At 63.3% G+C, this 25398-nt stretch carries 24 protein-coding genes; 23 read left to right on the top strand and 1 reads right to left on the bottom strand.

The features are described 5' to 3' along the window. Window positions 1–157 precede the first annotated feature (157 nt). The 13 genes from FJ543_RS27450 (at window position 158) to FJ543_RS27390 (ending at window position 12642) form a co-directional block, all read left to right on the top strand. Complete coding sequence (locus tag FJ543_RS27450; protein WP_140878296.1) at window positions 158–1264, top strand: DUF1513 domain-containing protein; 1107 nt, start codon at window positions 158–160, stop codon at window positions 1262–1264. Window positions 1265–1371: 107 nt separating this feature from the next. Continuing rightward, on the top strand, window positions 1372–2049 hold the full coding sequence (gene tsaB / locus FJ543_RS27445; protein ID WP_140878294.1) for a tRNA (adenosine(37)-N6)-threonylcarbamoyltransferase complex dimerization subunit type 1 TsaB: 678 nt from the start codon (window positions 1372–1374) through the stop codon (window positions 2047–2049). Window positions 2050–2131: 82 nt separating this feature from the next. After that, entirely contained in the window at window positions 2132–2626 is a 495-nt protein-coding gene (rimI, locus tag FJ543_RS27440) for a ribosomal protein S18-alanine N-acetyltransferase (RefSeq protein ID WP_015314021.1), read from the top strand. Window positions 2627–2747: 121 nt separating this feature from the next. Then, the gene (locus FJ543_RS27435; RefSeq protein ID WP_140722964.1) at window positions 2748–3548 is read left to right on the top strand and encodes a 1-acyl-sn-glycerol-3-phosphate acyltransferase; all 801 of its coding nucleotides are present in this window, start codon (window positions 2748–2750) and stop codon (window positions 3546–3548) included. A 62-nt stretch (window positions 3549–3610) separates the two neighbouring features. Then, the gene (miaB, locus tag FJ543_RS27430; RefSeq protein WP_140878293.1) at window positions 3611–5032 is read left to right on the top strand and encodes a tRNA (N6-isopentenyl adenosine(37)-C2)-methylthiotransferase MiaB; all 1422 of its coding nucleotides are present in this window, start codon (window positions 3611–3613) and stop codon (window positions 5030–5032) included. A gap of 83 nt (window positions 5033–5115) precedes the next feature. After that, entirely contained in the window at window positions 5116–6108 is a 993-nt protein-coding gene (locus FJ543_RS27425) for a PhoH family protein (protein WP_031241013.1), read from the top strand. 18 nt (window positions 6109–6126) lie between these two features. Then, complete coding sequence (ybeY, locus tag FJ543_RS27420; RefSeq protein WP_015314017.1) at window positions 6127–6633, top strand: rRNA maturation RNase YbeY; 507 nt, start codon at window positions 6127–6129, stop codon at window positions 6631–6633. 28 nt (window positions 6634–6661) lie between these two features. Further along, complete coding sequence (locus FJ543_RS27415; protein WP_140787131.1) at window positions 6662–7756, top strand: hemolysin family protein; 1095 nt, start codon at window positions 6662–6664, stop codon at window positions 7754–7756. Between the two features lie 14 nt (window positions 7757–7770). Further along, a complete protein-coding gene (locus tag FJ543_RS27410) occupies window positions 7771–8241 on the top strand; it encodes a VOC family protein (protein ID WP_140878291.1) in 471 nt (156 codons plus the stop codon). 87 nt (window positions 8242–8328) lie between these two features. Next, window positions 8329–9921, top strand: coding sequence for an apolipoprotein N-acyltransferase (gene lnt, locus FJ543_RS27405; RefSeq protein WP_140878290.1), 1593 nt, complete (start codon window positions 8329–8331; stop codon window positions 9919–9921). Between the two features lie 138 nt (window positions 9922–10059). Further along, window positions 10060–10479: a helix-turn-helix transcriptional regulator gene (locus tag FJ543_RS27400; RefSeq protein WP_127279029.1), complete on the top strand. Its 420-nt coding sequence runs from the start codon at window positions 10060–10062 to the stop codon at window positions 10477–10479. Between the two features lie 168 nt (window positions 10480–10647). Then, window positions 10648–11913 carry a methionine adenosyltransferase gene (gene metK, locus FJ543_RS27395; RefSeq protein ID WP_015314012.1) on the top strand — a complete coding sequence of 422 codons (1266 nt, stop codon included), beginning with the start codon at window positions 10648–10650 and terminating at the stop codon, window positions 11911–11913. 27 nt (window positions 11914–11940) lie between these two features. After that, complete coding sequence (locus FJ543_RS27390; protein ID WP_140878288.1) at window positions 11941–12642, top strand: tRNA (guanosine(46)-N(7))-methyltransferase TrmB; 702 nt, start codon at window positions 11941–11943, stop codon at window positions 12640–12642. A gap of 52 nt (window positions 12643–12694) precedes the next feature. Here the strand turns inward: FJ543_RS27390 and FJ543_RS27385 are convergent, their stop codons facing one another. Continuing rightward, the gene (locus tag FJ543_RS27385; protein ID WP_140878287.1) at window positions 12695–12859 is read right to left on the bottom strand and encodes a hypothetical protein; all 165 of its coding nucleotides are present in this window, start codon (window positions 12857–12859) and stop codon (window positions 12695–12697) included. Window positions 12860–13144: 285 nt separating this feature from the next. Here FJ543_RS27385 and rimP point away from each other — a divergent pair, with 285 nt between their 5' ends. The 10 genes from rimP to FJ543_RS27335 all read left to right on the top strand — a co-directional run bounded on the left by rimP (window position 13145) and on the right by FJ543_RS27335 (window position 25334). After that, window positions 13145–13792: a ribosome maturation factor RimP gene (gene rimP / locus FJ543_RS27380; RefSeq protein WP_015314009.1), complete on the top strand. Its 648-nt coding sequence runs from the start codon at window positions 13145–13147 to the stop codon at window positions 13790–13792. Window positions 13793–13841: 49 nt separating this feature from the next. Further along, a complete protein-coding gene (gene nusA / locus FJ543_RS27375) occupies window positions 13842–15437 on the top strand; it encodes a transcription termination factor NusA (protein ID WP_015314008.1) in 1596 nt (531 codons plus the stop codon). A 38-nt stretch (window positions 15438–15475) separates the two neighbouring features. Beyond that, entirely contained in the window at window positions 15476–16126 is a 651-nt protein-coding gene (locus tag FJ543_RS27370; protein ID WP_140614777.1) for an RNA-binding protein, read from the top strand. Then, entirely contained in the window at window positions 16123–18699 is a 2577-nt protein-coding gene (gene infB, locus FJ543_RS27365; RefSeq protein WP_015314006.1) for a translation initiation factor IF-2, read from the top strand. Before FJ543_RS27370 ends, infB begins: the two co-directional genes overlap by 4 nt. 139 nt (window positions 18700–18838) lie before the next feature. After that, a complete protein-coding gene (gene rbfA, locus FJ543_RS27360) occupies window positions 18839–19249 on the top strand; it encodes a 30S ribosome-binding factor RbfA (protein WP_015314005.1) in 411 nt (136 codons plus the stop codon). Further along, a complete protein-coding gene (gene truB, locus FJ543_RS27355) occupies window positions 19249–20229 on the top strand; it encodes a tRNA pseudouridine(55) synthase TruB (protein ID WP_140878285.1) in 981 nt (326 codons plus the stop codon). The genes rbfA and truB overlap by 1 nt, the downstream gene beginning before the upstream one ends. Before the next feature lie 52 nt (window positions 20230–20281). After that, window positions 20282–21376, top strand: a complete 1095-nt coding sequence (gene corA, locus FJ543_RS27350; protein WP_140787140.1) for a magnesium/cobalt transporter CorA — start codon at window positions 20282–20284, stop codon at window positions 21374–21376. A 181-nt stretch (window positions 21377–21557) separates the two neighbouring features. Beyond that, complete coding sequence (gene rpsO / locus FJ543_RS27345; RefSeq protein ID WP_015314002.1) at window positions 21558–21827, top strand: 30S ribosomal protein S15; 270 nt, start codon at window positions 21558–21560, stop codon at window positions 21825–21827. A gap of 279 nt (window positions 21828–22106) precedes the next feature. Then, window positions 22107–24254 (top strand): polyribonucleotide nucleotidyltransferase, encoded by a 2148-nt coding sequence (pnp, locus tag FJ543_RS27340; RefSeq protein WP_015314001.1) that lies wholly within the window; start codon window positions 22107–22109, stop codon window positions 24252–24254. A gap of 69 nt (window positions 24255–24323) precedes the next feature. Continuing rightward, window positions 24324–25334 carry a class I SAM-dependent methyltransferase gene (locus FJ543_RS27335; RefSeq protein WP_140722943.1) on the top strand — a complete coding sequence of 337 codons (1011 nt, stop codon included), beginning with the start codon at window positions 24324–24326 and terminating at the stop codon, window positions 25332–25334. Window positions 25335–25398: the final 64 nt, after the last annotated feature.

The following is a 25398-nucleotide window of genomic DNA, read 5'->3' as shown; positions in this document are numbered from 1 at the left end:
TCCTGCTCCGCCCAAGGATGACGAAGTTCCGGAGGCTTCGGCCAACTTCCAACGTCTGCGATGAGTCATTCGAAGAATCGGCAGGTGCCAAGCGTCAGCTCCGATCCCTAAAAATTACCATGTCTTGGAGCCGGCCAGTGCAGGGGAGGGCCATGTCTTGAAAACGCCTCTCATCGACCGCCGCGATTTCTTGAGGGCCGCCGGCATTGGCTTTGCCGCCGCCGTGACGCCCTCGGCCTGGGCAAATACGCTCGCGGCGGATGCCGTGTTCGCCACCGCCTTCGTCAAGCGCGACGGCAGTTTTGGTGCCGCCGTTCTGTCCGAGGCCGGCAAGGTGCTGCATGCGATCGACCTGCCCGATCGCGGTCATGACGTCACCTTCGATCCGATATCGAAGCGTTCGGTGGTTTTCGCCCGCCAGCCCGGCACCTTCGCCGTGGTTTTCGATCACGCCGGGCGCGACGCCCCGCGGACCATCGCCAGCATCGCGGGCCGGCACTTCTTCGGTCATGGTGTCTTCTCGCCCGACGGCGCTCTGCTCTACGCCACCGAGAACGACTTCGACAACGCCGCTGGCGTGGTCGGCGTCTATGACGCGCGGGCGAAATTCAATCGCATCGGCGAATTCCCGACCTACGGCATGGGCCCGCACGAACTTCTTCTGCTGGGCGACGGCAAGACGATCGCGGTCGCCAATGGCGGCATCGAGACCCATCCAGACTATGGACGCGCCGAGCTCAACATTGCCACCATGAAGCCTTCCTATGTGCTGGTCGACCGCGTCACCGGCGACCTGATCGAAAAGCATGAACTGCCGGCCGCTCTCCACCAATTGTCCATCCGCCACATGGATATCGACCAGACCGGCACCGTCTGGTTCGGCTGCCAATACAGGGGCTCCGGCACCGATCGTCCGCTTCTGGTCGGTCGCGCCGCGCGGGGCAAGGAGTTGGCATTGCTCGACATGCCGCGGGATGTGCTGTCCGGTTTCCGCAACTATATCGGCTCGGTCGCCGCCAATCCTGGTGCCGGCACCGTCGCCGTCTCCTCGCCGGAAGGCAATTCGCTTGTCGTGATCGATGCGGGCAGCGGCCGGATCGTCTCCTCCAGCGCGCTGGTCGAGGTCTGCGGCGTGGCGCCCGACGGGGCAGGGTTCATGGCCACCACGGGCGCCGGCGAGATCATCGAGGGCGGTGGTGCCACGCGGACGGAGCCGGACTATGTCTGGGACAACCACATGCTGCGCATAGGGCCGGCGGCATAAGCTCTTCTGCCAGGCCAAACCGAAGCCGCTTAACAAATTATGCACTATACACTTGCGGTTGCGCGCTATGGCGGGCACAGGGAATTGCTTCTCGAACCGGTCGTTTCATGAAAGTTCTCGCCATCGACTGTGCCGCCAGCCTCTGCGCCGCCTGCGTCTACGACGCGGCGGCTGGGCTGGAGCTTGGCCGCTCGGTGCTTGATCTGGGCAAGGGTCATGCCGAGCACCTGATGGCCGTCATCGCTGACGCGTTGAAGACCGGCGCGACCGACTACGCCGGGCTTGGCGCCATTGCCGTCTCTGTCGGTCCGGGTTCCTTCACCGGCCTGCGCGTCGGCGTGTCGACCGCGCGTGGCCTGGCGCTGGCGCTCAAGCTGCCGGCAATCGGGGTGACGACCCTTGAGGCACTGGCCGCCGAGGCGGCCAGTGCCTTTCCTGGCCGCGCCGTGCTGGTGGCGCTTGATGCCGGCCGCGAGGAAATCCATGCCGCACTGTACGATGAAATGTCAGTGTTGACTTACGGTCCGGCCGTGGCCACGCTTGCGGAGGCGGTGACGATGGCGACGGAACGTTTCGCGGTGCTCGCCGGCACGGCAGCGACGCTGATCGCTGACGCGGCCGCCCGTACCTTCGACATCGGGCCTCGGGCGGCCACCGCCGACATTCTCACCTACGCCCGGCTGGCTGCCGCAAAGGGGCAGGGCGAACGGCCGAAGCCGCTTTATCTGCGCGATGCCGATGCCAAGCCGCAGGCCGGGTTCATACTTTCGAGGCAAAGACCATGATCCCGAAAAGTGGGAGCCGGTTTTCGCGGACAAACGGTTCCGTTTGTCCAGAGCTCATGGTCAGACGAGAAAACGAGAATTGATGCGCATACCTTTTCTTCAGCCACGTCGCCGGGACTACGCGCTCGAGCCGCTCAGGATCACCGACAGCGCCGCGGTCTCGCTGCTGCACCGCGAGGATTTTGTCCGCCCCTGGACCGATGGCGAGTTCGCCGCCTTGCTCGAACAGGACACCGTGTTCGGCTATGCCGCGCGCGAAACCGGGCAGGGCGCCAAGCCGCCTGTCGGCTTCGTCCTCGCCCGGCTGGCCGCGGGCGAGGGTGAAATCCTGACCGTCGCGGTGGCACGGTCGCATCGCCGCCAGGGGCTGGGCTGGCAGCTGATGGACGCAGTGCTGCGCGAATTGCATTCGCAGCGCGCCGAAGCCTTGTTCCTCGAGGTCGATGAGACCAATGCCGCGGCGATCGCTCTCTATCGTCGGTTGGGTTTTCGGGAAGTCGGCAAGCGTCCGGATTACTACAAGTCGCCCGATCGCGGGCCGACTGGGGCGCTTGTCATGCGCCGCGATCTTCGCTAGCCAGGGACCGCATGATCCCGAAAATCGAATCCGATTTCGGAGAGGATCATGCGCCAGAATTAAGGTGTTACAGCGTCCTTTGCGCGTCCAAGAGGACGCGCGGCGCTGTAATGGTAGGGCGATGATCAAGAAAATCAGGATTTTCCTGGCGCTGGGCCTCGTCGTCGCTGGGTCGCTGGTTTTCGTGCCGCTGCAGATCCTGTCGATGAAGACCGGTTGGTGGCCGGAAACCTTCATCCTCAAAATCTGGCACCGGCTGATCATCCGGGCGCTCGGCATGCGTATCCATGTCAGGGGGGCACTGTCCGACAAACGCCCCTTGCTGGTTGCCTCGAACCACATCTCCTGGACCGACATCATGGTGCTGGGCTCCTTTGCCGATGTGAAATTCATCGCCCGAGCCGACATGGAAGGCTGGCCGCTGATCGGCATGCTGTCGAAACTGCAGCGCACTGTTTTCATCGAGCGCGAACGCAAGCGTTCGTCTGGCGATCAGGCCAGCGAGATCGCCAGACGCATGGCCAAGGGCGATGCCATGGTGCTGTTCGCCGAGGGCTCGACCGGTGACGGCAATGTCGTCCTGCCCTTCAAAAGCACCCTGTTCGGCGCCGCCTCGATGGCCATTTCCGAAGGCGCGGCCGAGCAGGTCTTCATCCAGCCCGTTGCGATCGCCTATACGCGCCTGCACGGCGTGCCGCTGGGCCGCCGTCACCGCCCGATCGCAGCCTGGATCGGCGATGAGGACCTGATGCCGCATCTCAAGGTGCTGATGGCCGAGGGCGCGCTCGACGTCGAGGTGCATTTCGGCGAGCCGATCGCCTTTGCCAAGGGTTCCAACCGCAAGGAAACGGCCAAGCTGATGGAAGGCCGGGTGCGCGAGATGATGCAGGCGGCCCTTGCCGATCCGCTCCCGAGCCGCTGAACCCAACGCCCCAAGGCAGAATCGTCTGTTTTTTGTCACGGAAAGGCGTTAGAAGCCGCCGGATGGACTTGAACACGATTGAAAGCGACGACATCGGCACTGTGGCCGGACAGCCGGCGGCGAACGCCACGGCAGCCAAGAAGGTCTTCGTCAAGACCTATGGCTGCCAGATGAACGTTTATGATTCACAGCGCATGACCGATGCGCTGGTCGCTGACGGCTATACGGCGACCGATGTCATCGGCGAGGCCGATCTGGTGCTGCTCAACACCTGCCATATCAGGGAAAAAGCCGCCGAAAAGGTCTATTCCGAACTTGGCCGCATCCGCGACATGAAGGCCGAGCGGGCCAGCGCTGGCCGCGAGATGCTGATCGGTGTTGCCGGCTGCGTGGCGCAAGCCGAGGGCGCCGAGATCATCCGGCGTTCGCCGGCCGTCGACCTGGTCATCGGTCCGCAGACCTATCACCGTCTCCCCGACGTGCTGGCACGGGTTCGCGGCGGCGAAAAGATCGTCGAAACCGAGTACGCCATCGAGGACAAGTTCGAGCATCTGCCGCAGCCCAAGCGTGCCGAGGTGATCAAGCGCGGCGTCACCGCCTTCCTCACCGTCCAGGAAGGCTGCGACAAGTTCTGCACCTTCTGCGTCGTGCCCTATACGAGAGGCTCGGAAGTGTCGCGGCCGGTGGCGCAGATCGTCGCCGAGGCCGAGCGCTTGGCCGAGGCCGGGGTGCGCGAGGTGACGCTGCTCGGCCAGAACGTCAACGCGTGGCATGGCCAGGGCGAGACCAAAGGGGGCAAGACCGCGGAATGGGGTCTCGGGCGGCTGCTGTTCCGGCTGGCGGAAATCCCCGGCCTGGCGCGGCTGCGCTACACCACCAGCCATCCGCGCGACATGGACGACGAATTGATCGCCGCGCACCGCGACTTGGCCGCACTGATGCCCTATCTGCACCTGCCGGTGCAATCCGGGTCGGATCGCATTTTGAAGGCGATGAACCGCAGGCATACGGCCAAGGACTATCTGGCGCTGCTCGACCGCATCCGCGCCGCCCGCCCCGATATCGCGCTGTCGGGCGATTTCATCGTTGGTTTCCCCGGCGAGACGGAGGCCGATTTCGAGGCGACCATGGATCTGGTGCGCCAGGTGAATTATGCCTCGGCCTTCTCGTTCAAATATTCGCCGCGTCCCGGTACGCCCGGCGCCGAGATGTCCGACCACGTGCCGGAAGCGGTCAAGGACGACCGCTTGCAGCGCCTGCAAGCATTGCTCTTGAAGCAACAGCAGGATTTCGGCTTGAGTTTGATCGGCAGCACCATAGATACGCTGATCGAGAAGCCCGGTCGTCAGGCCGGCCAGAAGGTCGGCCGCTCGCCTTGGCTGCAGCCAGTTATTGTTGATGAAAACGCCGGCGAAATCGGTGACATTATCAAGGTGCGAATCACGAAGACGGGCTACAACAGCCTGTTCGCCGAATTGGCCTGATGGTCTCGGCAGATGAGGAGAGACGGTTGAGCGCAGCGGAGCTGAAGAATCTGCCCCCGGTACCGGCATCCGGGGCTTCTGACATGGCGCACATCGTTTTGACTTTCGACAACAACAAGCTTGCTAGCGCCCTTTACGGCCAGTTCGACGAAAACCTGGCCCGGCTTGAGCAGAAGCTCGGCGTCGACATACGCTCGCGCGGCAACCAGCTGACCATCAAGGGATCCGCTTCGGCCGCCGAACAGGCGCGCCGCGCCTTGGACAATCTCTACGGCATCCTGCAGAAGGGCGTCGATATCAGCCAGTCCGATGTCGACGGGGCCGTGCGCATGGCTATCGCCGCCGACGACCAGCTCACGCTGCCGACATTGGAGCGCAAGGGCAAGGTCTCCGCCGCCCAGATCGCCACCCGCAAGAAGACCATCTATGCCCGCTCCCTGAACCAGGACGCTTACATGCGGGCGCTGGAGCGGTCGGAACTGGTGTTCGGCATCGGTCCAGCCGGCACCGGCAAGACCTATCTGGCAGTGGCGCATGCGGCGATGCTGCTGGAACGCGGCATGGTCGAGCGCATCATTTTATCGCGACCGGCTGTCGAGGCGGGCGAACGGCTGGGCTTCCTGCCGGGCGACATGAAGGAGAAGGTCGATCCCTATCTGCGGCCGCTCTATGACGCGCTCTACGACATGATGCCGGCCGACAAGGTCGAGCGCGCCATTGCCGCCGAAGTAATCGAAATCGCGCCGCTCGCCTTCATGCGCGGCCGCACGCTGGCGCACGCCGCCGTCATTCTCGACGAGGCTCAGAACACCACGCCGATGCAGATGAAGATGTTTCTCACCCGTCTCGGCGAGAACTCGCGCATGATCGTCACTGGCGATCCGACACAGATCGATCTTCCTCCGAGCACCAAGTCGGGCCTGGTCGAAGCCTTGCGTGTCCTCGACGGTGTGGCAGGCGCGGTAACCGTACGCTTCAACGATGTCGACGTCGTTCGCCATCCGCTGGTGGCGGAAATCGTCAGGGCCTATGACCGGGACGCCAAGCTGGCTCGTGGCCTCGGTGCCGAGAATTGATCTTGACGATGCGGCCTCATGCCTGATGACAACACATCCGGCGGCGGGAGCCTCCCGGTTCCCGTCGAGATCGATATATCGGTTGAAGCGGGCGACTGGCCCGATGAAGCAAGCCTGACGCGGCTGGTCGATCGCGCGGTTGACGCCGCCTTTGCCGAGACCGGTGCGGCGGGTCATTCCGAACTCAGCATTGTTTTTTCCGACGACGCCCATGTCCGTACGTTGAATGCCGGCTGGCGCGGCAAGGACAAGCCCACCAACGTCTTGTCTTTCCCGGCTTTTCCGCCGGCAAAAGGCGGCCCGCTGCCGCCGATGCTCGGCGACATCGTGCTTGCCGCCGAGACGGTGGCGCGCGAGGCGGCACTGGAAGACAAGCCGCTGGAGAACCATATCTGCCATCTCGTCATCCATGGCCTGCTGCATCTCATGGGCCATGATCACGAGACCGACGCGGAGGCCGAGGAGATGGAAGCCATCGAGCGCGCCGCGCTGGCAAGGCTTGCCATTCCCGATCCCTACGCGTAACTAAAAAAGACCAATTGACCGGACGACGATGAACGACAAACCAGAGACTGCCGCCCGCCCCGATGTCGGCAGTGCGATCAAGGCTTCCGATACGTCGGAAGAGGGATCAAGTCCGAGTACCGTTACCCCTGGTGTCGCCAACACCGGCAGCGCGGCCATCGAGCCGTCGCCTGCCGGCCCCTCCCTGTTCAACCGCGTGCTGGGCCTGTTCCGGCAACGCAACGGCACAAGCCTGCGCGAAGAGATCGCCGGCGCGCTCGCCGAGACGACGAGCGATGTCGAATCCTTCTCGCCTGGCGAGCGCGCCATGCTCAACAACATCCTGCGCCTGCGCGAGGTGCGCGTCGAGGACGTCATGGTGCCACGCGCCGATATCGAGGCGGTCGAGATCGCCACGTCGCTCGGTGACTTGCTTGGCATGTTCGAACAATCGGGCCATTCCCGCATGCCGGTCTATTCCGAGACGCTCGACGACCCGCGCGGCATGGTCCATATCCGCGACGTGCTGGCCCATATCACCAAGCTGGCGCGCGTCAGGAAGGGCCGTGCAACCCGCAAAACGCCTGTCGCCACGGTTCTCGATCTCGCCCAGGTCGACCTCGCGCGCACCATCGGAGAGCTCAACCTGATCCGGCAGGTCCTGTTCGTGCCGCCGTCGATGCTTGCGTCCGACTTGATGGGCCGCATGCAGACGACGCGCACGCAGATGGCCCTGGTCATCGATGAATATGGCGGCACGGACGGCCTCGTCTCGCTCGAGGACATCGTCGAGATGGTGGTTGGCGACATCGAGGACGAGCACGACGACGACGAGCCGATGATCACCCAGACCGGCGACGGCGTGTTTATCGTCGACGGCAAGGCCGAGATCGACGAGGTCGCCAAGATGATCGGCGAGGATTTCGCCGCCGGTGAACATGGCGAGTATGTCGACACCATTGGCGGCATGATCTTCAACACGCTCGGCCGCGTGCCGGCGCGCGGCGAGGTGGTGCAGGCCATTCCCGGCTTCGAATTCCACGTGCTGGACGCCGATCCGCGCCGCGTCAAGCGCGTTCGCATCGTGCAGAGCCAGAAGGGCGAACGCCGCCGGCGGGCCACGGCGCGCACCGAACAGGCCTGAAAGCCTGCTGTCGCATGACGATCGAAGATCCGTTCAAGCACTCGGTCCTCGGCTCCGGTGTGTTTTACAAAGATCCACGCTCTGCCCTGGATTGGCTTGAAACAGCCTTTGGCTTCGAGCGCAGCATGGTGGTCAGCAATGCCGAGGGAAAGCTGGTCCACGCCGAAATGCGGTTCGGCGATTGCTACCTCATTGTCGATTCTGAATGGGCCGATCATGTCGCGAGCCCCGCGTCGGTCCAGGGCAAGAACACGCAATCGGTCTATGTCAGGTTGAAAGACGGCCTGGATGCGCATTGCGAGCAGGCCCGCGCGGCCGGTGCTGCAATAATCCAGGAGCCGGCGGACCAGTTCTATGGCGAACGCCAGTATCGGGCGCGCGATCCCGAGGGCCATGTCTGGACGTTCACGCAACCGGTGCGTTCTGTTTCTCGTGAAGAGGCCGAGCGGTTGGGTGGCCTGCGCATCGAAGGCTGGCACCGGTAGAGAGCGGCCGGGCAATCACGCCGGCGTTTGGAGCGCGCGGCGCGGCCTGATAAATCTTAGCTCCTGATTCGCGCGACGGAAATACGCATGGAGCGCCTTGCCGGCCGGATAATTCTGCTTTGGGGTTGGCGGCGTTCGCTTGTGGCGTTTTTTGCTGGGGCGCTGACGGTTCTGGGCCAGGCGCCTTACGATTTCTTTGCCGCCTGTTTCATTTCGTTTCCGCTGCTGGTCTGGCTGCTCGATGGCGCGACCGGCGAAGCCTCGGGCAGCCTGTTGCGGCGCCTGCGGCCGGCTTTCGCCGTCGGCTGGTGGTTCGGCTTCGGTTATTTCCTCGCCGGCCTCTGGTGGATCGGCTCGGCGCTGCTGGTCGAGGCCGACGACTTTGCCTGGGCGCTGCCGTTCGCGGTGGTCGGCATTCCCTTCGCGCTCGCATTTTTCTATGGCTTCGCAACGGTGGTCGCGCGGCTCCTGTGGAGCAGCGATATCGGCCGTATCGCTGCCCTCGCCTTCGGTTTTGCGCTGGCGGAGTGGCTGCGCGGCTTCATGTTCACCGGTTTCCCCTGGAACGCCATCGGCTACGCGGCGATGCCGGTGCCGCTTTTGATGCAGAGCGTCTCGGTGACCGGCATGATCGGCATGAACGCGCTCGCGGTTTTCCTTTTCGCACTGCCGGCGCTGCTGGCGGCGCGCCGGCATCTTCGGCTGGGCGCCGCGCTGTTTGTCGTGCTCGCCGCCGCCCATGTCGGCTTTGGCTATGTCAGGCTCAACGCCCCCGAAAAGCCGGCGACGCGCAGTCTCGATGTCCGCATCGTCCAGCCGGCCGTGGATCTGTCGGAAAAATGGGATGCCTCGGTGCGCGACCGCATCTTCGCCACCTTGCTGGGCCTCTCCGCAAAGGCACCGGACCCAGGTCACGAAAAACCGCAATTGATTCTCTGGCCGGAAACCTCGGTACCGTTCCTTTTCACGGAGCGCCCTGACGCCTTGACGGCGCTGGGCGACATGCTGGGCGACGGCCAGATGCTGATCGCCGGCGTCGTGCGTGAGGAGGGCGGCTCGGCGGCCAGCGCCGACAGCCGCTACTACAACTCCGTGGTGGCGATCGACGACAAGGGCGAGATCGCCGACGCCGTGGACAAGGTTCATCTGGTGCCGTTCGGCGAGTATCTGCCTTTCGCCGACCTGCTCGCTCGTTTCGGCATCGAACAGCTGGTCGCCGGGCCGCTGACGTTCACGGCCGGCAACGAGCGTCATGCCATCACGTTGCCGGGCGGCATTCGTGCCCTGCCATTTATCTGTTATGAGGTGATCTTTCCCGATCTGGTGGCAGTTGACGCTACGTCATCGCAGCTTATTGTGAACGTTACCAACGATGCATGGTTCGGCGACACGCCGGGACCGTATCAGCATTTCAGGCAGGCCCAGATTCGCGCGGTGGAGAATGGATTGCCCTTGTTGCGTGCTGCCAACAACGGCATCTCGGCCGTGGTCGACGCCCGTGGCCGCGTCGTCGACGCCCTTGCGATCGACGCGCGCGGAGCCATCGATGTGAAGGTGCCTGTTTCCGCACAGACGGTCATTTCGTCCAGCCAGCGGCGCATTAACGGAATGCTGATCATGTTGCTGTTTGCGCTTGTAGGGGGACTGTTGAACGTAAGGCAAAAGCTACGGGTGAATTGACAGCTGGCACATTAGAAACTCATACTGTACCGCCTGAAAATTTCTCGAAGCTGGTGGATCGTTCTGTTGGGGCAGTCGCCTCCGGCTTTCTTTGGGCAGGAAAAAATCACAAAGCCGAAAAAATTCGGCGAGGAAAAAATGACAGAAGAAAACAAGAAGAAACCCAATCCCATCGATATTCACGTGGGAAGCCGGGTCCGGCTTCGCCGCAATATGCTCGGGATGAGCCAGGAAAAGCTGGGCGAGAATCTCGGCATCACGTTCCAACAAATCCAGAAATATGAAAAGGGCACCAATCGCGTCGGTGCCAGCCGCCTGCAGGCGATTGCCTCCATACTCGGCGTCCCCGTCGCCTTCTTTTTCGAGGATGCGCCAGGCCAGGAATTGACCGCCAACCGCGGCTTTGCCGAGGATAGTTCGATGGCTTTCGCTGTCGAGTTCTGCGGCAGTCCCGAAGGACTTCAGCTCAACCGGGCCTTTGTCAAGATCGCCGACGTCAAGGTACGCCGCAGGATCATTGACCTGGTGAAATCGCTCGCCGAGGACGATCTCGACTGATCCGCAATGCGCTTTGCACCGGCGGCGTGCGCCGCCGGTGGCACAAGATTTCGCCTCCGACATTCAGGCCAGAGCCGCGGCAGCGCTTGACGAGCAGCGCTTTGCCCCGCTAACACGTGGCGCGCCAAAATCGGCAGCCTGCCGATCGTTTTTCAAGAGGGGACACCCGTGACGCGGCAGAACTACTTCTTTACCTCGGAATCCGTAGCCGAGGGCCATCCCGACAAAGTCTGTGACCGCATCTCCGACGAAATCGTCGATCTGGTCTATCGTGAAGCCAAGAAGACCGGCATGGACCCATGGAAAGTCCGTGTCGCCTGCGAGACGCTCGCGACCACCAACCGGGTCGTCATCGCCGGTGAAGTGCGCGTTCCCGAGACGTTGTTGAAGAAGGACAAGGCCGGCAACATCCTCAAGGATGCCGCGGGCCACCCCGTCGTCAACCCGGCGAAGTTCAAATCCGTCGCCCGCAAGGCGATCCGTGAGATCGGCTACGAGCAGGCTGGCTTTCACTGGAAGACGGCCAAGATCGAGGTCCTGCTGCATGGCCAGTCGCCTGATATCGGCCAGGGCGTCGACAATGCCGCCGACCGTCAGGGCGAGGAAGGTGCCGGCGACCAGGGCATCATGTTCGGCTATGCCTGCCGCGAGACGCCGGACCTGATGCCAGCGCCGATCTACTACAGCCACAAGATTCTCGAACTTCTGGCAGCGGCCCGCCACGAAAACAACGGCGAGGCCGGCAAGCTCGGGCCGGACGCGAAAAGCCAGGTCACCGTCCGCTATGTCGACGGCAAGGCCGCCGAGGCGACGCAGATCGTCCTGTCGACCCAGCATCTGGATTCAAGCTGGGATTCCAAGAAGGTCCGCAAGGTCGTGGAACCTTATATCCGCGAGGCATTGGGCGACCTCAAGATCGCTGACGATTGCATGTGGTACATCAACCCGACCGGCAAGTTCGTCATCGGCGGTCCGGATGGCGATGCCGGCCTGACCGGCCGCAAGATCATCGTCGACACCTATGGCGGCGCAGCCCCCCATGGCGGCGGCGCCTTTTCCGGCAAGGATACCACCAAGGTCGACCGGTCGGCTGCCTATGCGGCGCGCTACCTGGCCAAGAATGTCGTGGCGGCGAAGCTCGCCGATCGCTGCACCATCCAGCTTTCCTACGCCATCGGTGTCGCCCAGCCGCTATCGGTCTATGTCGACCTGCACGGCACCGGCAAGGTCGACGAGGCAAAGCTCGAGGACGCGCTGCGCAGCGTGATGGACCTGTCGCCGTCAGGCATCCGCCGTCATCTCGACCTCAACAAGCCGATCTACGCCAAGACGTCGTCTTACGGCCATTTCGGCCGCAAGGCTGGCCGTGACGGGTCTTTCTCCTGGGAAAGGACCGATCTGGCCAAGGCGCTCAAGGATGCTGTCGCGGCCTGAGGGCGGCGGCAGGACTGGCGCCAGTCGATGAGTGACGCGGACAGGCCAAGCCGCATGACCGAAGCCTTCTTCGGTCGCCGGCGCGGCAAGCCCGTGCGCCCGCAGCAGGCCGCGGCGCTGGAAAGCGGGCTTGGCAAATACCGGCTCGATCTGACGGCCGAGGCACCGCCAGACCTGCGCGTCCTGTTTGAAGCAGAGGTTTCGGCGGTTCGGCTCGAGATCGGCTTTGGCGGCGGTGAACATCTCCTGCATCGCGCCATCGAGGCGCCCGCGACCGGCTTCATAGGCGTCGAGCCCTTTGTCAACGGCATGGCCAAGATGATGATGGCTGTGCGGGCAGCGCCGCTGGCCAATCTCAGGGTCTACGACGACGACGCCACCCAGTTGCTTGACTGGTTGCCGCCGACCTCGCTCGACGGCATCGATCTTCTCTATCCCGATCCCTGGCCGAAGAAAAAACACTGGAAGCGGCGTTTCGTCAGTCCGGTCAATCTCGATCGTTTCGCACGCGTCCTCAAACCCGGCTCGAAGTTCCGCTTTGCGTCCGACATCGACACTTATGTGAACTGGACCTTGCTGCATTGCCGGGCGCATGGCGCTTTCGCATGGCAGGCTGCGGAAGCGGCGGACTGGCATCGCTCCTATGAGGGCTGGCCCGGCACGCGCTATGAGGCAAAGGCCATTCGCGAGGGGCGCCGGCCGGCCTATCTGACTTTCGTCAGGACCTAGGTCCGCCCAACCGGCAACCTGCCGGGAGGACGGGGTCGAATGCCTGTTGGAGTCAGGAACGACCGGTCCTGTTGAATACGGCCGGATCCATGCCGAGATTGCGCAGGTCGTCGGCTCTGGGCTTGCGCCCGGCTTCCACGGCGCGACACGCGGCAACGGCGCTGCCGAATGTGGTGAACAGATCGCCCAAGGCGGAGAATATCCTGCGGTTGCTCATGGTCTTGTCCTTTCGCGCGCCAGCGCGCCAATTCAATTCGTTTGATGGCTAACAAATAAGAGCGCGCCGCCGGCTCTCACAGGCGGATTGCCGCATGGCGGCCATGCGCCTGGAACAACCCTGAACCCACAGGCTTTCGTCCGGCCGGGACTGCGGACTTGAAACACGAACCGTGTTCGTTTATATCAGCCTCAAATTCTTGGTCGGTATGACGAAGAGTGGGTCCACCCGGTCCCGCTCTTTTTTATTACCTGCCGATAGGTTCGAGACCAACGATAGGCAACGATGACTGGAACGGCAAACGAAGGTGACGATCGCATCATCCGCGAAAGCGGCATCGATGCGCGCATTGCGCTGATCGTCCAGCCGGTGCTGCGTGGCATCGGCTTTCGCCTCGTGCGCGTGCATCTGTCCGGCCAGAACGGGCTGACGCTGCAGATCATGGCCGAGCGTGAGGACGGCACCATGACCGTCGAGGATTGCGAAGAGGTCAGCCGCGCGGTGTCGCCGGCGCTCGACGTCGATGATCCGATCGAAAAGGCCTATCACCTCGAAGTCTCTTCGCCCGGCATCGATCGGCCTCTGGTGCGTAAATCGGATTTCGTGACCTGGACCGGTCATCTGGTGAAGATGGAAACATCGGTCGTCGTCGCCGACCGCAAGCGCTTCAAGGGCAAGATCGCCGAAGCCGGTGAGAACGACGTGCTGATCGAGCGCGACAAGGCGGCGTATGGCGAGGAGCCGACGGTGCGCGTGCCCTACGATGCCATTGCCGATGTCAGGCTGATCCTGACCGACGACCTCATTCGCGAAGCGTTGTCCAGGGACAACAGGGAGCGCAAGGAAGCCAAGAGACGCCGCGGTGAACCGGACGACGATGTGTCCGAGGGTACGGAACCGGACGCCACGGAAGAACACGAACAGGAAATTTGATTGAGCTGCCGGGCGCAAAGGTCCGGCGAACAGGCTCGGGAGAAAGAACATGGTTGTAAGCGCCAACAGACTTGAACTGCTGCAGATCGCCGATGCGGTCGCGCGTGAGAAGTCGATCGACAAGTCGATCGTCATCGCCGCCATGGCCGATGCGATCCAGAAGGCGGCGCGTTCGCGTTATGGCCAGGAGACCAACATTCGCGCCGACATCAACCCGAACACCGGCGAGATGAAGCTGCAGCGGCTGATGGAAGTGGTCGAGAAGGTCGACGATTACGCGACCCAGATCGCCATTTCCTCGGCGCGTGAGCGCAATCCCGACGCCCAGCTTGGCGATTTCATCGCCGAACTGCTGCCGCCGATGGATTTCGGCCGCATCGCCGCCCAGTCTGCCAAGCAGGTCATCGTGCAGAAGGTGCGCGAGGCCGAGCGTGACCGTCAGTACGACGAATACAAGGACCGTATCGGCGAGATCGTCAACGGCACCGTCAAGCGCGTCGAGTATGGCAACGTCATCGTCGATCTCGGCCGTGGCGAGGCGATCATCCGCCGCGACGAGCTGATCCCGCGCGAAAACTACAAATATGGCGATCGCGTGCGTGCCTATGTCTACGACGTGCGGCGCGAGCAGCGCGGCCCGCAGATATTCCTGTCGCGCACCCATCCGCAGTTCATGGCCAAGCTCTTCACCATGGAAGTGCCGGAGATCTATGACGGCATCATTGAGATCAAGTCGGTCGCCCGCGACCCGGGCTCGCGCGCCAAGATCGCCGTCATTTCGCGTGACAGCTCGATCGATCCGGTCGGCGCCTGCGTCGGTATGCGCGGCAGCCGCGTCCAGGCCGTCGTCGGCGAATTGCAGGGCGAGAAGATCGACATAATTCCGTGGTCGCCTTCGGCGGCCTCCTTCATCGTCAATGCGCTGCAGCCGGCGGAAGTCGCCAAGGTCGTGCTCGACGAGGATGCGGAGCGTATCGAAGTGGTGGTTCCCGACGATCAGCTGTCGCTGGCCATCGGCCGCCGCGGCCAGAACGTGCGCCTTGCCTCGCAGCTCACCGGCTGGGACATCGACATCCTGACCGAGGCCGAGGAATCCGAGCGCCGCCAGAAGGAATTCGTCGAGCGCTCGGCGCTGTTCATGGAAGCCCTCGATGTCGACGAGATGGTCGGCCAGGTGCTGGCCTCGGAAGGCTTCACCAGCGTCGAGGAAGTCGCCTATGTCGATGCCGGCGAGATCGCCTCGATCGACGGCTTCGATGAGGATACAGCCTCGGAAATCCAGACCCGCGCCCGCGAATATCTGGAGAAGATCGAGGCCGAGCACGACGAGAAGCGCAAGGCGCTGGGCGTTTCGGATGATCTGCGCGAACTCCCCGGCGTCACCACCGCCATGATGGTGACGCTCGGCGAGGATGGCGTGAAGACGATCGAGGATTTCGCCGGCTATGCCGCCGACGACCTCACCGGCTGGAAGGAACGCAAGGACGGCGAGACCAAGGTCTATCCCGGCGTGCTGGCCAATCACGGCGTTTCGCGCGCCGATGCCGAGCAGATGGTTCTGGCCGCTCGCCTCAAGGCCGGCTGGATCACCGAAGACGAGCTTGCGGCCGAAGAAGAAACGGCCGACGAAGCCGTTGGTGCGTGAGGTGAAACCGCATCGCACACAACCCGCCCTTGGACGAGATGAACGATCGCACCTGCATCGTCACCCGCAAACAGGCCGAACCGGATGAACTGATCCGGTTCGTCGTCGGCCCGGATTCGGCCGTCGTTCCCGATCTCAAGAGAAATCTGCCCGGCCGTGGTTGCTGGGTGAGTGCGGACCGCCTACATATCGAGAAGGCGGCGGCCAAGAACCTTTTTGCCCGCGCCTTCAAGGCACAGGTGGTCGTGCCGCCCGATCTCGGCGGCATGGTCGACGGGCTGCTTTCCAGATACGCTCTCGGTATGCTGGGTCTTGCCCGCAAGGCAGGCTCGATTTCGCTAGGCGCTACCAAGGTCGAGAGCGCGGTGCGCGGCGGACTGGCGCTTTTCGTGCTCCACGCGACCGAAGCGTCCGAGGATGGCGTGCGCAAGATCAGCCAGGCGCGGCGGGCGACCGTCCATATCGGCGGCCCCTCCATCCTTGCCTACAAACTTTTCTCCGAGGCCGAGTTGAGCTTGGCATTGGGGGGTACAAATGTGATACATGCTGCCGTCCTCGCGGGAGACGCGGGTAAGGCGGTCCAGAAGCGCATGGTTGCGCTCGACCGATATCGGGGCGGTACCCCGGACGATCTTGCAATGCTTGCGGCCGTTGCTGACGAAGATGATGCCGCAGAGGATATGGAATGAGCGATACGAAATCGGGCGACGACAAGACGTTGAGTGTTACACCGAAGAAGACCTTGACGCTGAAGCGCCCCGGCATGGAACAGGGCACCGTGCGCCAGAACTTCTCGCACGGCCGTACCAAGTCGGTCGTGGTCGAGACCAAGAAGCGCAAGTTCTCGCTGCCCGGCGACAAGCCGGAGCCGGCCGCGGCTCCGCCTGCGCCCGTCTTCACGCCGAAGCCGGCGGTCGTGGCGGCGCCTGTCGTCCAGGAAGCGCCCAAGGCGCCACCCCCGCCGCCGGCTCCGGTCGAGCGCAGCGGCATGGTGCTGAACGAATTGTCGCGCAGCGAGATGGAAGCGCGCCGCAGGGCGCTCGAGGGCTCGAAGGTCCGCGAGGTCGAAGACCGTCAGCGGGCCGCCGAGGATGCCAAGCGCCGCGCCGAGGACGAAGAGCGCCGCAAGCGCGAACGTGAGGATTCCGCGCGCCGCCAGGCCGAGGAAGAGGCACGGTTGCAGACCGAGGCCGAATCGCGCCGCCGCGCCGAGGAAGAGGCGCGCCGCCGCGCACCGCAAGCCGCCGAGTTGGCGACCGCCGACGAGGAGGAAGAGGTCAAGCCGAAGCGGGCGACCGCCGGCGCACCGGTGCGCCGTCTGGTCACGCCTGAAGTGGCGCGCCCGGCAAAGCCCACCAAGAGCGAGGAAGACCGCCGCCGTGGCAAGCTGACACTGAACTCCGCGCTGTCCGACGAGGATGCCCGGGCTCGTTCGCTGTCGTCGATGCGTCGCCGCCAGGAAAAATTCAAGCGCGCGATGCACAACGAGCCGCGCGAGAAGGTCATGCGCGAAGTGATCCTGCCCGAGACCATCACCATCCAGGAACTGGCGCAGCGCATGTCGGAGCGTGCTGTCGACCTGGTCAAGTATTTCATGAAGCAGGGCCAGATCCTGAAGCCGGGCGACGTCATCGACGCCGACACGGCCGAACTGGTCGCCACCGAATTCGGTCATACGGTCCGCCGCGTTGCCGAGTCCGACATCGAGGAAGGCCTGTTCAACATCGCCGACAATGCCGAGGACCTGGTGTCGCGTCCGCCGGTCGTGACCATCATGGGCCACGTCGACCACGGCAAGACCTCGCTGCTCGATGCGATCCGCAATGCCAATGTCGTTTCCGGCGAGGCCGGCGGCATCACCCAGCATATCGGCGCCTATCAGGTCGAGAAGAACGGTCAGAAGATCACCTTCATCGACACGCCCGGCCACGCCGCCTTCACGGCGATGCGCGCCCGTGGCGCCCAGGCGACCGACATCGCCATCCTGGTGGTCGCGGCCGACGACAGCGTCATGCCGCAGACCATCGAATCGATCAGCCATGCCAAGGCGGCCGGCGTCCCGATCATCGTGGCGATCAACAAGATCGACAAGCACGACGCCGATCCGCAGAAGGTGCGTTCCGAGCTGTTGCGCCATGAGGTCTTCGTCGAATCCATGGGCGGTGAAGTGCTGGACGTCGAAGTTTCGGCGACCAAGGGCACCAATCTCGACAAGTTGCTCGAGGCGATCCTGCTGCAGGCCGAAATCCTCGACCTCAAGGCCAACCCCGACCGTACCGCCGAGGGCGTCGTCATCGAGGCGCAGCTCGACAAGGGCCGTGGTCCCGTCGCCACCGTTCTGGTGCAGACCGGCACCCTGATGCCGGGCGACATCCTCGTCGCCGGCAATGAATGGGGCCGCGTGCGCGCTCTGGTCAACGATCGCGGCGAGCAGATCAAGGAAGCACCGCCGGCGATGCCGGTCGAGGTGCTCGGCCTTCAGGGAACGCCGCAGGCCGGCGACCGCTTCGCCGTGGTCAACAACGAGGCCCGTGCCCGCGAGATCACCGAATATCGCCAGCGTCTGGCGCGCGAGAAGGCGGTGGCCAGGCATGCCGGCCAGCGCGGCTCGCTCGAACAGATGATGTCGCAGTTGCAGACGAGCGGGCTGAAGGAATTCCCGCTGGTCATCAAGGGCGACGTGCAGGGTTCGATCGAGGCGATCAATGCCGCGCTCGACAAGCTTGGGACCGACGAGGTTCGTGCGCGCATCGTTCATTCCGGCGCCGGCGCCATCACCGAAAGCGACGTCTCGCTGGCGGAAACGTCTGGCGCGGCGATCATCGGCTTCAACGTTCGCGCCAATGTGCAGGCACGTGCCGCGGCCGCGGCCGCGGGCATCGAGATCCGCTATTATTCGATCATCTACAACCTCGTGGATGACGTGAAGGCGGCTCTGTCGGGCCTGCTCTCGCCGGAGCGTCGCGAGACCTTCATCGGCAATGCCGAGATCCTCGAGATCTTCGACATCACCAAGGTCGGCAAGATCGCCGGCTGCCGTGTCACCGAAGGCAAGGTCGAGCGTGGTGCGGGCGTACGCTTGATCCGCGACAACGTCGTCATCCACGAAGGCACGCTGAAGACCCTGAAGCGCTTCAAGGACGAAGTTTCGGAAGTCCCGGGCGGCCAGGAGTGCGGCATGGCCTTCCAGAACTACGAGGACATGCGCGTCGGCGACGTCATCGAGTGCTTCCGCGTCGAGATGGTGACCCGCACACTCTGAGGTCGAGTGACTTGTCGATATCGGGCGGTGGTCGAAAGACCGCCGCCCCAAGCCTGTTGACCACAAGCCTGTTGAGAATAATCATTTGAGACATGCGGCACGGTCCCATCCCGCGCCTCACGCTTCAGGATCGAGAAAAATGCCCCGTTCCACCACATCAAGCCCATCCCAGCGCATGTTGCGCGTCGGTGAACAGGTGCGCCATGCGCTCTCGGAAACCCTGCAGCGCGGGGACATCATCGACCCGTTGATTGAAAATACCGTCGTTTCGGTGTCGGAAGTGCGGATGTCGCCGGATCTCAAGATCGCCACAGCCTTCGTTTCTCCGCTCGGCGCAAAGGATACCGACGCCGTGATCGAAGCGCTGAACAAGCATGCCAAGTTCGTGCGCGGCCGCGTCTCCGGCGCGCTCCGGCAGATGAAGTACATGCCGGAGTTCCGTTTCCGGCTGGATACGTCCTTCGACAATTTCGCCAGGATCAACGACCTGCTGAAGTCACCCGAAGTGGCACGCGACCTGGATAGCGACGACAACAAGGAAGAAGAATAATGGGGCGTCGCGGCAAGAAGAAGGGCCGGCCGGTCTCCGGCTGGGTGGTGCTGGACAAGCCGGTCGGTATGGGCTCGACCGAGGCCGTCTCCAAGATCAAATGGCTGTTCCAGGCCGAAAAGGCCGGCCATGCCGGCACGCTCGACCCTCTTGCCTCCGGCATGCTGCCGATCGCGCTCGGCGAGGCCACCAAGACCGTGCCCTACGTGCAGGACGGCGCCAAGATTTACCGTTTCACCGTTGCCTGGGGACAGGAGCGGTCGACCGATGACCTCGAAGGTCCGGTGACGAAAGAGGCCGATCAGCGTCCATCGGAAGCCGATATCCGGGTGTTGCTGCCGAAATACACCGGTGTCATTATGCAGACGCCACCGCAATTTTCCGCGATCAAGATTGCGGGTGAACGCGCCTACGACCTCGCCCGCGAAGGCGAGACGGTCGACATACCGCCGCGCGAGATCGAGATCGGCCGGCTCGACATTGTCGAGCACAAGCCGGACCAGACGATTTTCGAAGTCGAATGCGGCAAGGGCACCTATGTGCGTTCGCTGGCCCGCGACATGGGCCGCGACCTCGGCTGCTTCGGCCATATCAGCGAACTGCGCCGGGTCGAGGTCGAGCCGTTTACGCCAGAGGACTTCGTCACCATCGCCGAACTCGAGGCCGCGCGCTTCGGCGCGCAAGGTGACGATAAACCGGATCCGGAGGCAGATGCCGCGGACGTAGTGGAGATGCCTATAGATTTCGGCGCCATCGACGGGCTTCTCGTCGACACCTCGGCGGCGCTCGACTGCCTGCCGCAGATCGCGATCAGCGACGATGCCGCGACAAAGATCCGCCTCGGCAATCCAGTCATCATTCGTGGCCGTGACGCACCGGTGGAGGCGGAGGAAGCCTGTGCGACGGCGCGCGGCAAGCTCGTCGCCATTGGCGCTATCGAGCAAGGCATGTTCAAGCCCAAGCGGGTCTTTGCCGGGTGACCGGTCTGATCGCCATGACGGTATAGGACAAGCAGGTTCGACGGGTGGTGGCATGGCAAAGGCCGAGGTGGTGAAAAAAAGGGCGCCGGTGAAGACGAGGCGGCCCCCGGTTGGCGCCTCGCCTGGTACGCTGATCGCCGATCCGGCGGCGCGGCGCTCCGAACTGCGGCTGACCTTGATCTCGCCGCAGAAGTTCAAGACCATCGAGAACGCCAGCATCGACGATGTCGAGGCCAGTTGCCGGAAATGGCCGGTCATCTGGCTCGACTGCACCGGCCTTGCCAACATCCAATTGATCGAGGAGATCGGCCGCATCTTCAGCCTGCATCCGCTGGCGCTGGAGGACGTCGTCAACACCGGCCAGCGGCCGAAAGTCGACTTCTTCGAGGATCACGCCTTCGTCGTCATGCGCATGATCGACGATGTCACGTCGCATCGCTACGAGCAGATCGCTCTCTTCCTCGGCGAGAACTTCGTCGTCACCTTCCAGGAGCGCGAGGGCGATCCGTTCGATCCGGTGCGCAAGCGCATCGAGAGTTCGGCCCCCAACCGGTTGCGCACGCGCGGCGCCGACTATCTCGCCTATGCGCTGATCGACGCCATCGTCGACAGCTATTTTCCGCCGATCGAGGCTGCCGGCGACCTGGTCGACAGCATTGAGGACCAGATGCTGCATTCGACGCACAAGCACCAGATGCGGCAGCTGCACGAATTGCGGCGCGATGCCAATGTTTTGAAAGGCGTGCTGTGGCCCATGCGCGATGCGCTGGCAACGCTGATCCGCAACGACGTGGCCTATGTCACAGCCGAGACCAAGGTCTTCCTCAACGACACGCTCGACCATTCGCTCAGGCTGATCGAGCTGGTCGAGACCCAGCGCGACATGCTGACCGGCCTGATCGAAATGCATCTGTCGCTGAGCCAGGCCCGCACCAACGACGTCATCTCCTATCTCACCATCGTTTCGGTCATCTTCATGCCGCTGACCTTCCTGGTCGGCATCTGGGGCATGAACTTCGACCCCGCCAGCTCGCCATGGAATATGCCGGAGCTGAAGGCGTACTACGGCTATCCCTTGTCTCTGCTGTTCATGGCTGCCGTCGCTGTCGGGCTGATTGCATTCTTCAAATGGAAGAAATGGCTTTGACCGGGTTTAAACCTGTCATTTGAGCCTCAAAAGCCGGCTTGTGAATTGGGCTGGTGTTTTTCTGGGAATTGCACTATATGCGCCGCAGCATAGCGCCTTGACGCTTTGCATGCACGGCCCCTGCTGGACGACATCCCGGCTGTGGGCGACCCGTTTCCTCAAACAGATAAGGAAAAACACGATGTCGATTACTGCCGAGCGCAAACAGGAATTGATGGGTGAATTCGCAACCGCCAAGGGCGATACCGGGTCTCCGGAAGTCCAGGTGGCCATCCTTTCCGAGCGCATCAAGAACCTGACCGACCATTTCAAGGACCACAAGAAGGATAACCATTCCCGCCGTGGTCTGCTCGCTCTCGTGTCCCAGCGCCGCAGCCTGCTTGATTATCTCAAGCGCAAGGACGACTCGCGCTATCAGACACTGATCGAGAAGCTCGGTCTGCGCCGTTGACGAATTGACCGGCGGGCTTTCTTCGGAGAGCCCGCCGGTCGCGCATTCTGCCAGTCGCATAGGCTGGCCAGACCCGGTTTCGAGCGTGCAAAGGGCCGTTCGAAACCGCCCATGGACGGTCATGGGGCAGGATTGCAGGACGCTCGCGCGCGCTTGTCGCGCCTAAATCACCCGAGCTTCCCGTTGTCTTGCCCGTGGCTGCCCGAGAAAGGAAGCCAGGCAAAGGGCATCCGCGCACCGTGAAACGGCGCGGCCCTTTCCGCTTATTAAGGACAAGACATGTTCAATCACCACAAAGTGGAAATCGAATGGGGCGGTCGTCCGCTCATCCTGGAGACCGGCAAGATCGCGCGCCAGGCCGACGGCGCGGTGCTCGCCACCTACGGCGAGACCAAGGTTCTCGCCACCGTCGTTTCGATGAAGGAGCCCAAGCCCGGTCTCGACTTCTTTCCGCTGACCGTCAATTACCAGGAAAAGACCTATGCCGCCGGCAAAATCCCGGGCGGCTATTTCAAGCGCGAAGGCCGTCCGAGCGAGAAGGAAACGCTGGTTTCCCGTCTCATCGACCGCCCGATCCGCCCGCTCTTCGCCGCCGGCTACAAGAACGACACGCAGATCGTCGTCACCGTCGTCCAGCACGATCTCGAAAATGACCCGGACATCCTGTCGATCGTCGCCACCTCGGCGGCCCTGACCCTGTCGGGCGTTCCCTTCATGGGCCCGATCGGCGGCGCGCGCGTCGGCTACATCAATGGCGAATATGTGCTGAACCCGCATGTCGACGAGATGCAGGAGTCCAAGCTCGACCTCATCGTCGCCGGCACCACCGATGCCGTGCTGATGGTCGAGTCGGAAGCCAAGGAACTCGGCGAAGAGCTGATGCTCGGCGCTGTCATGTTCGGCCACAAGGGTTTCCAGCCGGTCATCGACGCCATCATCAAGCTGGCGGAAGTTGCCGCCAAGGAGCCGCGCGACTTCACCGCGCCGGATTATTCCGCGCTTGAGGCCGAGATGCTGAAGATCGTCGGCGACGAGCTCAGCAATGCCTACAAGAACGTCGACAAGCAGAAGCGCTACGCCGCCGTCGACGCTGTCAAGGCGAAGGTCAAGGCCGCGTTTGCCCCGGCTGAAGGCGAGGACGCAAAGTACACCTCCGAACAGATCGGCTCGGTATTCAAGGAATTGCAGGCGAAGGTCGTTCGCTGGAACATCCTCGACACCGGCGCGCGCATCGATGGCCGCGACTTGAGCACGGTTCGCAAGATCGTCTCCGAAGTCGGCGTCCTGCCGCGCACCCATGGTTCGGCGCTGTTCACCCGCGGCGAGACCCAGGCGCTCGTGGTTGCCACGCTCGGCACCGGCGAGGATGAGCAGTACGTCGATTCCCTGACCGGCATGTACAAGGAGAAATTCCTCCTTCACTACAACTTCCCTCCCTACTCCGTCGGTGAGACCGGCCGCATGGGTTCGCCGGGCCGCCGCGAAATCGGCCATGGCAAGCTCGCCTGGCGCGCCATCCGTCCGATGCTGCCCTCCGCCGACCAGTTCCCCTACACGCTGCGCGTCGTCTCGGAGATCACCGAGTCCAACGGCTCGTCCTCGATGGCTACCGTCTGCGGCACCTCGCTGGCGCTGATGGATGCCGGCGTGCCGCTGGCCAAGCCGGTGGCCGGTATCGCCATGGGCCTGATCAAGGAAGGCGAGCGCTTCGCCGTGCTCTCCGACATCTTGGGCGACGAGGATCACCTCGGCGACATGGACTTCAAGGTTGCCGGCACCGAAGGCGGCATCACCTCGCTGCAGATGGACATCAAGATCGACGGCATCACCGAGGAGATCATGAAGATCGCCCTTGGCCAGGCCAAGGACGGTCGCCTGCATATCCTCGGCGAGATGTCCCATGCCCTGACCGGCGCCCGCCCTGAACTCGGCGAGTTCGCGCCGCGCATCGAGGTCATGCACATCCCGACCGATAAGATCCGCGACGTCATCGGTTCGGGCGGCAAGGTCATCCGCGAGATCGTCGAGAAGACCGGCGCCAAGATCAACATCGAGGACGACGGCACGGTCAAGATCGCTTCGTCGAACGCCAAGGAGATCGAGGCGGCGAAGAAGTGGATCCACACCATCGTCGCCGAGCCGGAAGTCGGCGAGATCTACGAAGGCACGGTCGTCAAGACCGCCGACTTCGGCGCCTTCGTCAACTTCTTCGGTCCGCGTGACGGCCTCGTCCACATCTCGCAGCTTGCCAACGACCGGGTCGCCAAGACCTCGGACGTCGTCAAGGAAGGCGACAAGGTCTGGGTCAAGCTGATGGGCTTCGACGAGCGCGGCAAGGTCCGCCTGTCGATGAAGGTCGTCGACCAGGCCACCGGCAAGGAAATCGCCCGCGACAAGAAGACCGAAGGCGAAGAAAACGCCGCCTGAGGCCTCTGACGGAAAAATCGAAGCGGGCGCGGCTTATGTCGCGCCCGTTTTTGTTTATGGAGCACGGCCATGTCCGCTGAAGCGTTGAAGACGCTTTTTCATCCATTCGAGGCCGAGGCTCTTTCCCCGCCGGGCAGGGACGAGCGCATTCTCTTCCTTGGCGCCGAACCCGGCCTGCGCTTGCCACAGGGCTTCGAGGCTACGCTGCATCTCGTACAGGGCTTTCGCCCGTATTTCCGCGCTTTGCAGGCGGCTGGCTTCACGGTCACGCCGCGATCGGCCGGTGAGGATTTTGATGCCGTGCTTGTGCTCGCCGGCCGTCATCGCGGCGAAAACGAACTGCGCATCGCCGAGGCTCTCGAGCGGGTGGCGGAGGGCGGATTGATCGTCATTGCCGGTGGCAAGGAGGATGGCATCGCAAGCCTGCGTAAGCGCGTCGGCGATCTTGTTCTCCTTGATAGCCACATGCCAAAATATCACGGCATTGCCTTCTGGCTGCGTCGTCCGGTTGATGTGCAAGCCGCCGCCGCGCTTCGCGCCGCCAATCCCGCCTTGCTTGTTGAGGACCGGTTCCGCACCGCACCCGGCATGTTCTCCTTCGACCGCGTCGATGCCGGTTCGAAACTGCTGGTCGACAATCTGCCCGGTGATTTGCGTGGCACCGCGGCCGATTTCTGCGCCGGCTGGGGCTATGTGGCGGCCGAGATGGCTGCCCGCTGTCCGGGCTTGTCGGCCCTCGATCTTTACGAAGCCGATTTCGATGCGCTGGAGGCCGCCAGGGGCAACCTTGCCAACACCGTGGCGCAGGGCTTCTTCTGGACGGATCTGCTGGCCGAGCCTGTCGAGCGCCGCTACGACGTCATCGCAATGAACCCACCCTTCCACCGCAGCCGTGCGGCCGAGCCCGAGATCGGCGTCGGCATGATCCGCGCCGCGGCCAAGGCCCTGAAGCCCGGTGGGCGCCTGTTCATGGTCGCCAACCGCCAGCTTCCCTACGAGCCGGTGCTGTCGGCCGCCTTTGCCAGCCACGCCGAGCTTGCCCGCGACGGCATGTTCAAGGTGTTTGTCGCACGGCGCTGACGCGATGCATTTAATGCGTGTCGCCCGGAAGTGTCATCGGTTCGGGGGCAACGCCATCCATAAA

Source organism: Mesorhizobium sp. B2-5-7 (assembly GCF_006440875.1).
GTDB lineage: Bacteria > Pseudomonadota > Alphaproteobacteria > Rhizobiales > Rhizobiaceae > Mesorhizobium > Mesorhizobium australicum.
The sequence above is the reverse complement of the archived record's forward strand: the minus strand, read 5'-3'. Positions and strand labels throughout refer to the sequence as shown.

Excerpts from the sequence above, each read along its gene's own strand:
- tsaB (WP_140878294.1), top strand. The coding sequence starts at position 1,372 with ATGAAAGTTCTCGCCATCGACTGTGCCGCCAGCCTCTGCGCCGCCTGC.
- rimI (WP_015314021.1), top strand. The coding sequence starts at position 2,132 with ATGCGCATACCTTTTCTTCAGCCACGTCGCCGGGACTACGCGCTCGAG.
- FJ543_RS27435 (WP_140722964.1), top strand. The coding sequence starts at position 2,748 with ATGATCAAGAAAATCAGGATTTTCCTGGCGCTGGGCCTCGTCGTCGCT.
- miaB (WP_140878293.1), top strand. The coding sequence starts at position 3,611 with ATGGACTTGAACACGATTGAAAGCGACGACATCGGCACTGTGGCCGGA.
- FJ543_RS27425 (WP_031241013.1), top strand. The coding sequence starts at position 5,116 with ATGGCGCACATCGTTTTGACTTTCGACAACAACAAGCTTGCTAGCGCC.
- ybeY (WP_015314017.1), top strand. The coding sequence starts at position 6,127 with ATGCCTGATGACAACACATCCGGCGGCGGGAGCCTCCCGGTTCCCGTC.
- FJ543_RS27415 (WP_140787131.1), top strand. The coding sequence starts at position 6,662 with ATGAACGACAAACCAGAGACTGCCGCCCGCCCCGATGTCGGCAGTGCG.
- FJ543_RS27410 (WP_140878291.1), top strand. The coding sequence starts at position 7,771 with ATGACGATCGAAGATCCGTTCAAGCACTCGGTCCTCGGCTCCGGTGTG.
- lnt (WP_140878290.1), top strand. The coding sequence starts at position 8,329 with ATGGAGCGCCTTGCCGGCCGGATAATTCTGCTTTGGGGTTGGCGGCGT.
- FJ543_RS27400 (WP_127279029.1), top strand. The coding sequence starts at position 10,060 with ATGACAGAAGAAAACAAGAAGAAACCCAATCCCATCGATATTCACGTG.
- FJ543_RS27390 (WP_140878288.1), top strand. The coding sequence starts at position 11,941 with ATGAGTGACGCGGACAGGCCAAGCCGCATGACCGAAGCCTTCTTCGGT.
- FJ543_RS27385 (WP_140878287.1), bottom strand. The coding sequence starts at position 12,859 with ATGAGCAACCGCAGGATATTCTCCGCCTTGGGCGATCTGTTCACCACA.
- rimP (WP_015314009.1), top strand. The coding sequence starts at position 13,145 with ATGACTGGAACGGCAAACGAAGGTGACGATCGCATCATCCGCGAAAGC.
- nusA (WP_015314008.1), top strand. The coding sequence starts at position 13,842 with ATGGTTGTAAGCGCCAACAGACTTGAACTGCTGCAGATCGCCGATGCG.
- FJ543_RS27370 (WP_140614777.1), top strand. The coding sequence starts at position 15,476 with ATGAACGATCGCACCTGCATCGTCACCCGCAAACAGGCCGAACCGGAT.
- infB (WP_015314006.1), top strand. The coding sequence starts at position 16,123 with ATGAGCGATACGAAATCGGGCGACGACAAGACGTTGAGTGTTACACCG.
- rbfA (WP_015314005.1), top strand. The coding sequence starts at position 18,839 with ATGCCCCGTTCCACCACATCAAGCCCATCCCAGCGCATGTTGCGCGTC.
- truB (WP_140878285.1), top strand. The coding sequence starts at position 19,249 with ATGGGGCGTCGCGGCAAGAAGAAGGGCCGGCCGGTCTCCGGCTGGGTG.
- corA (WP_140787140.1), top strand. The coding sequence starts at position 20,282 with ATGGCAAAGGCCGAGGTGGTGAAAAAAAGGGCGCCGGTGAAGACGAGG.
- rpsO (WP_015314002.1), top strand. The coding sequence starts at position 21,558 with ATGTCGATTACTGCCGAGCGCAAACAGGAATTGATGGGTGAATTCGCA.
- pnp (WP_015314001.1), top strand. The coding sequence starts at position 22,107 with ATGTTCAATCACCACAAAGTGGAAATCGAATGGGGCGGTCGTCCGCTC.
- FJ543_RS27335 (WP_140722943.1), top strand. The coding sequence starts at position 24,324 with ATGTCCGCTGAAGCGTTGAAGACGCTTTTTCATCCATTCGAGGCCGAG.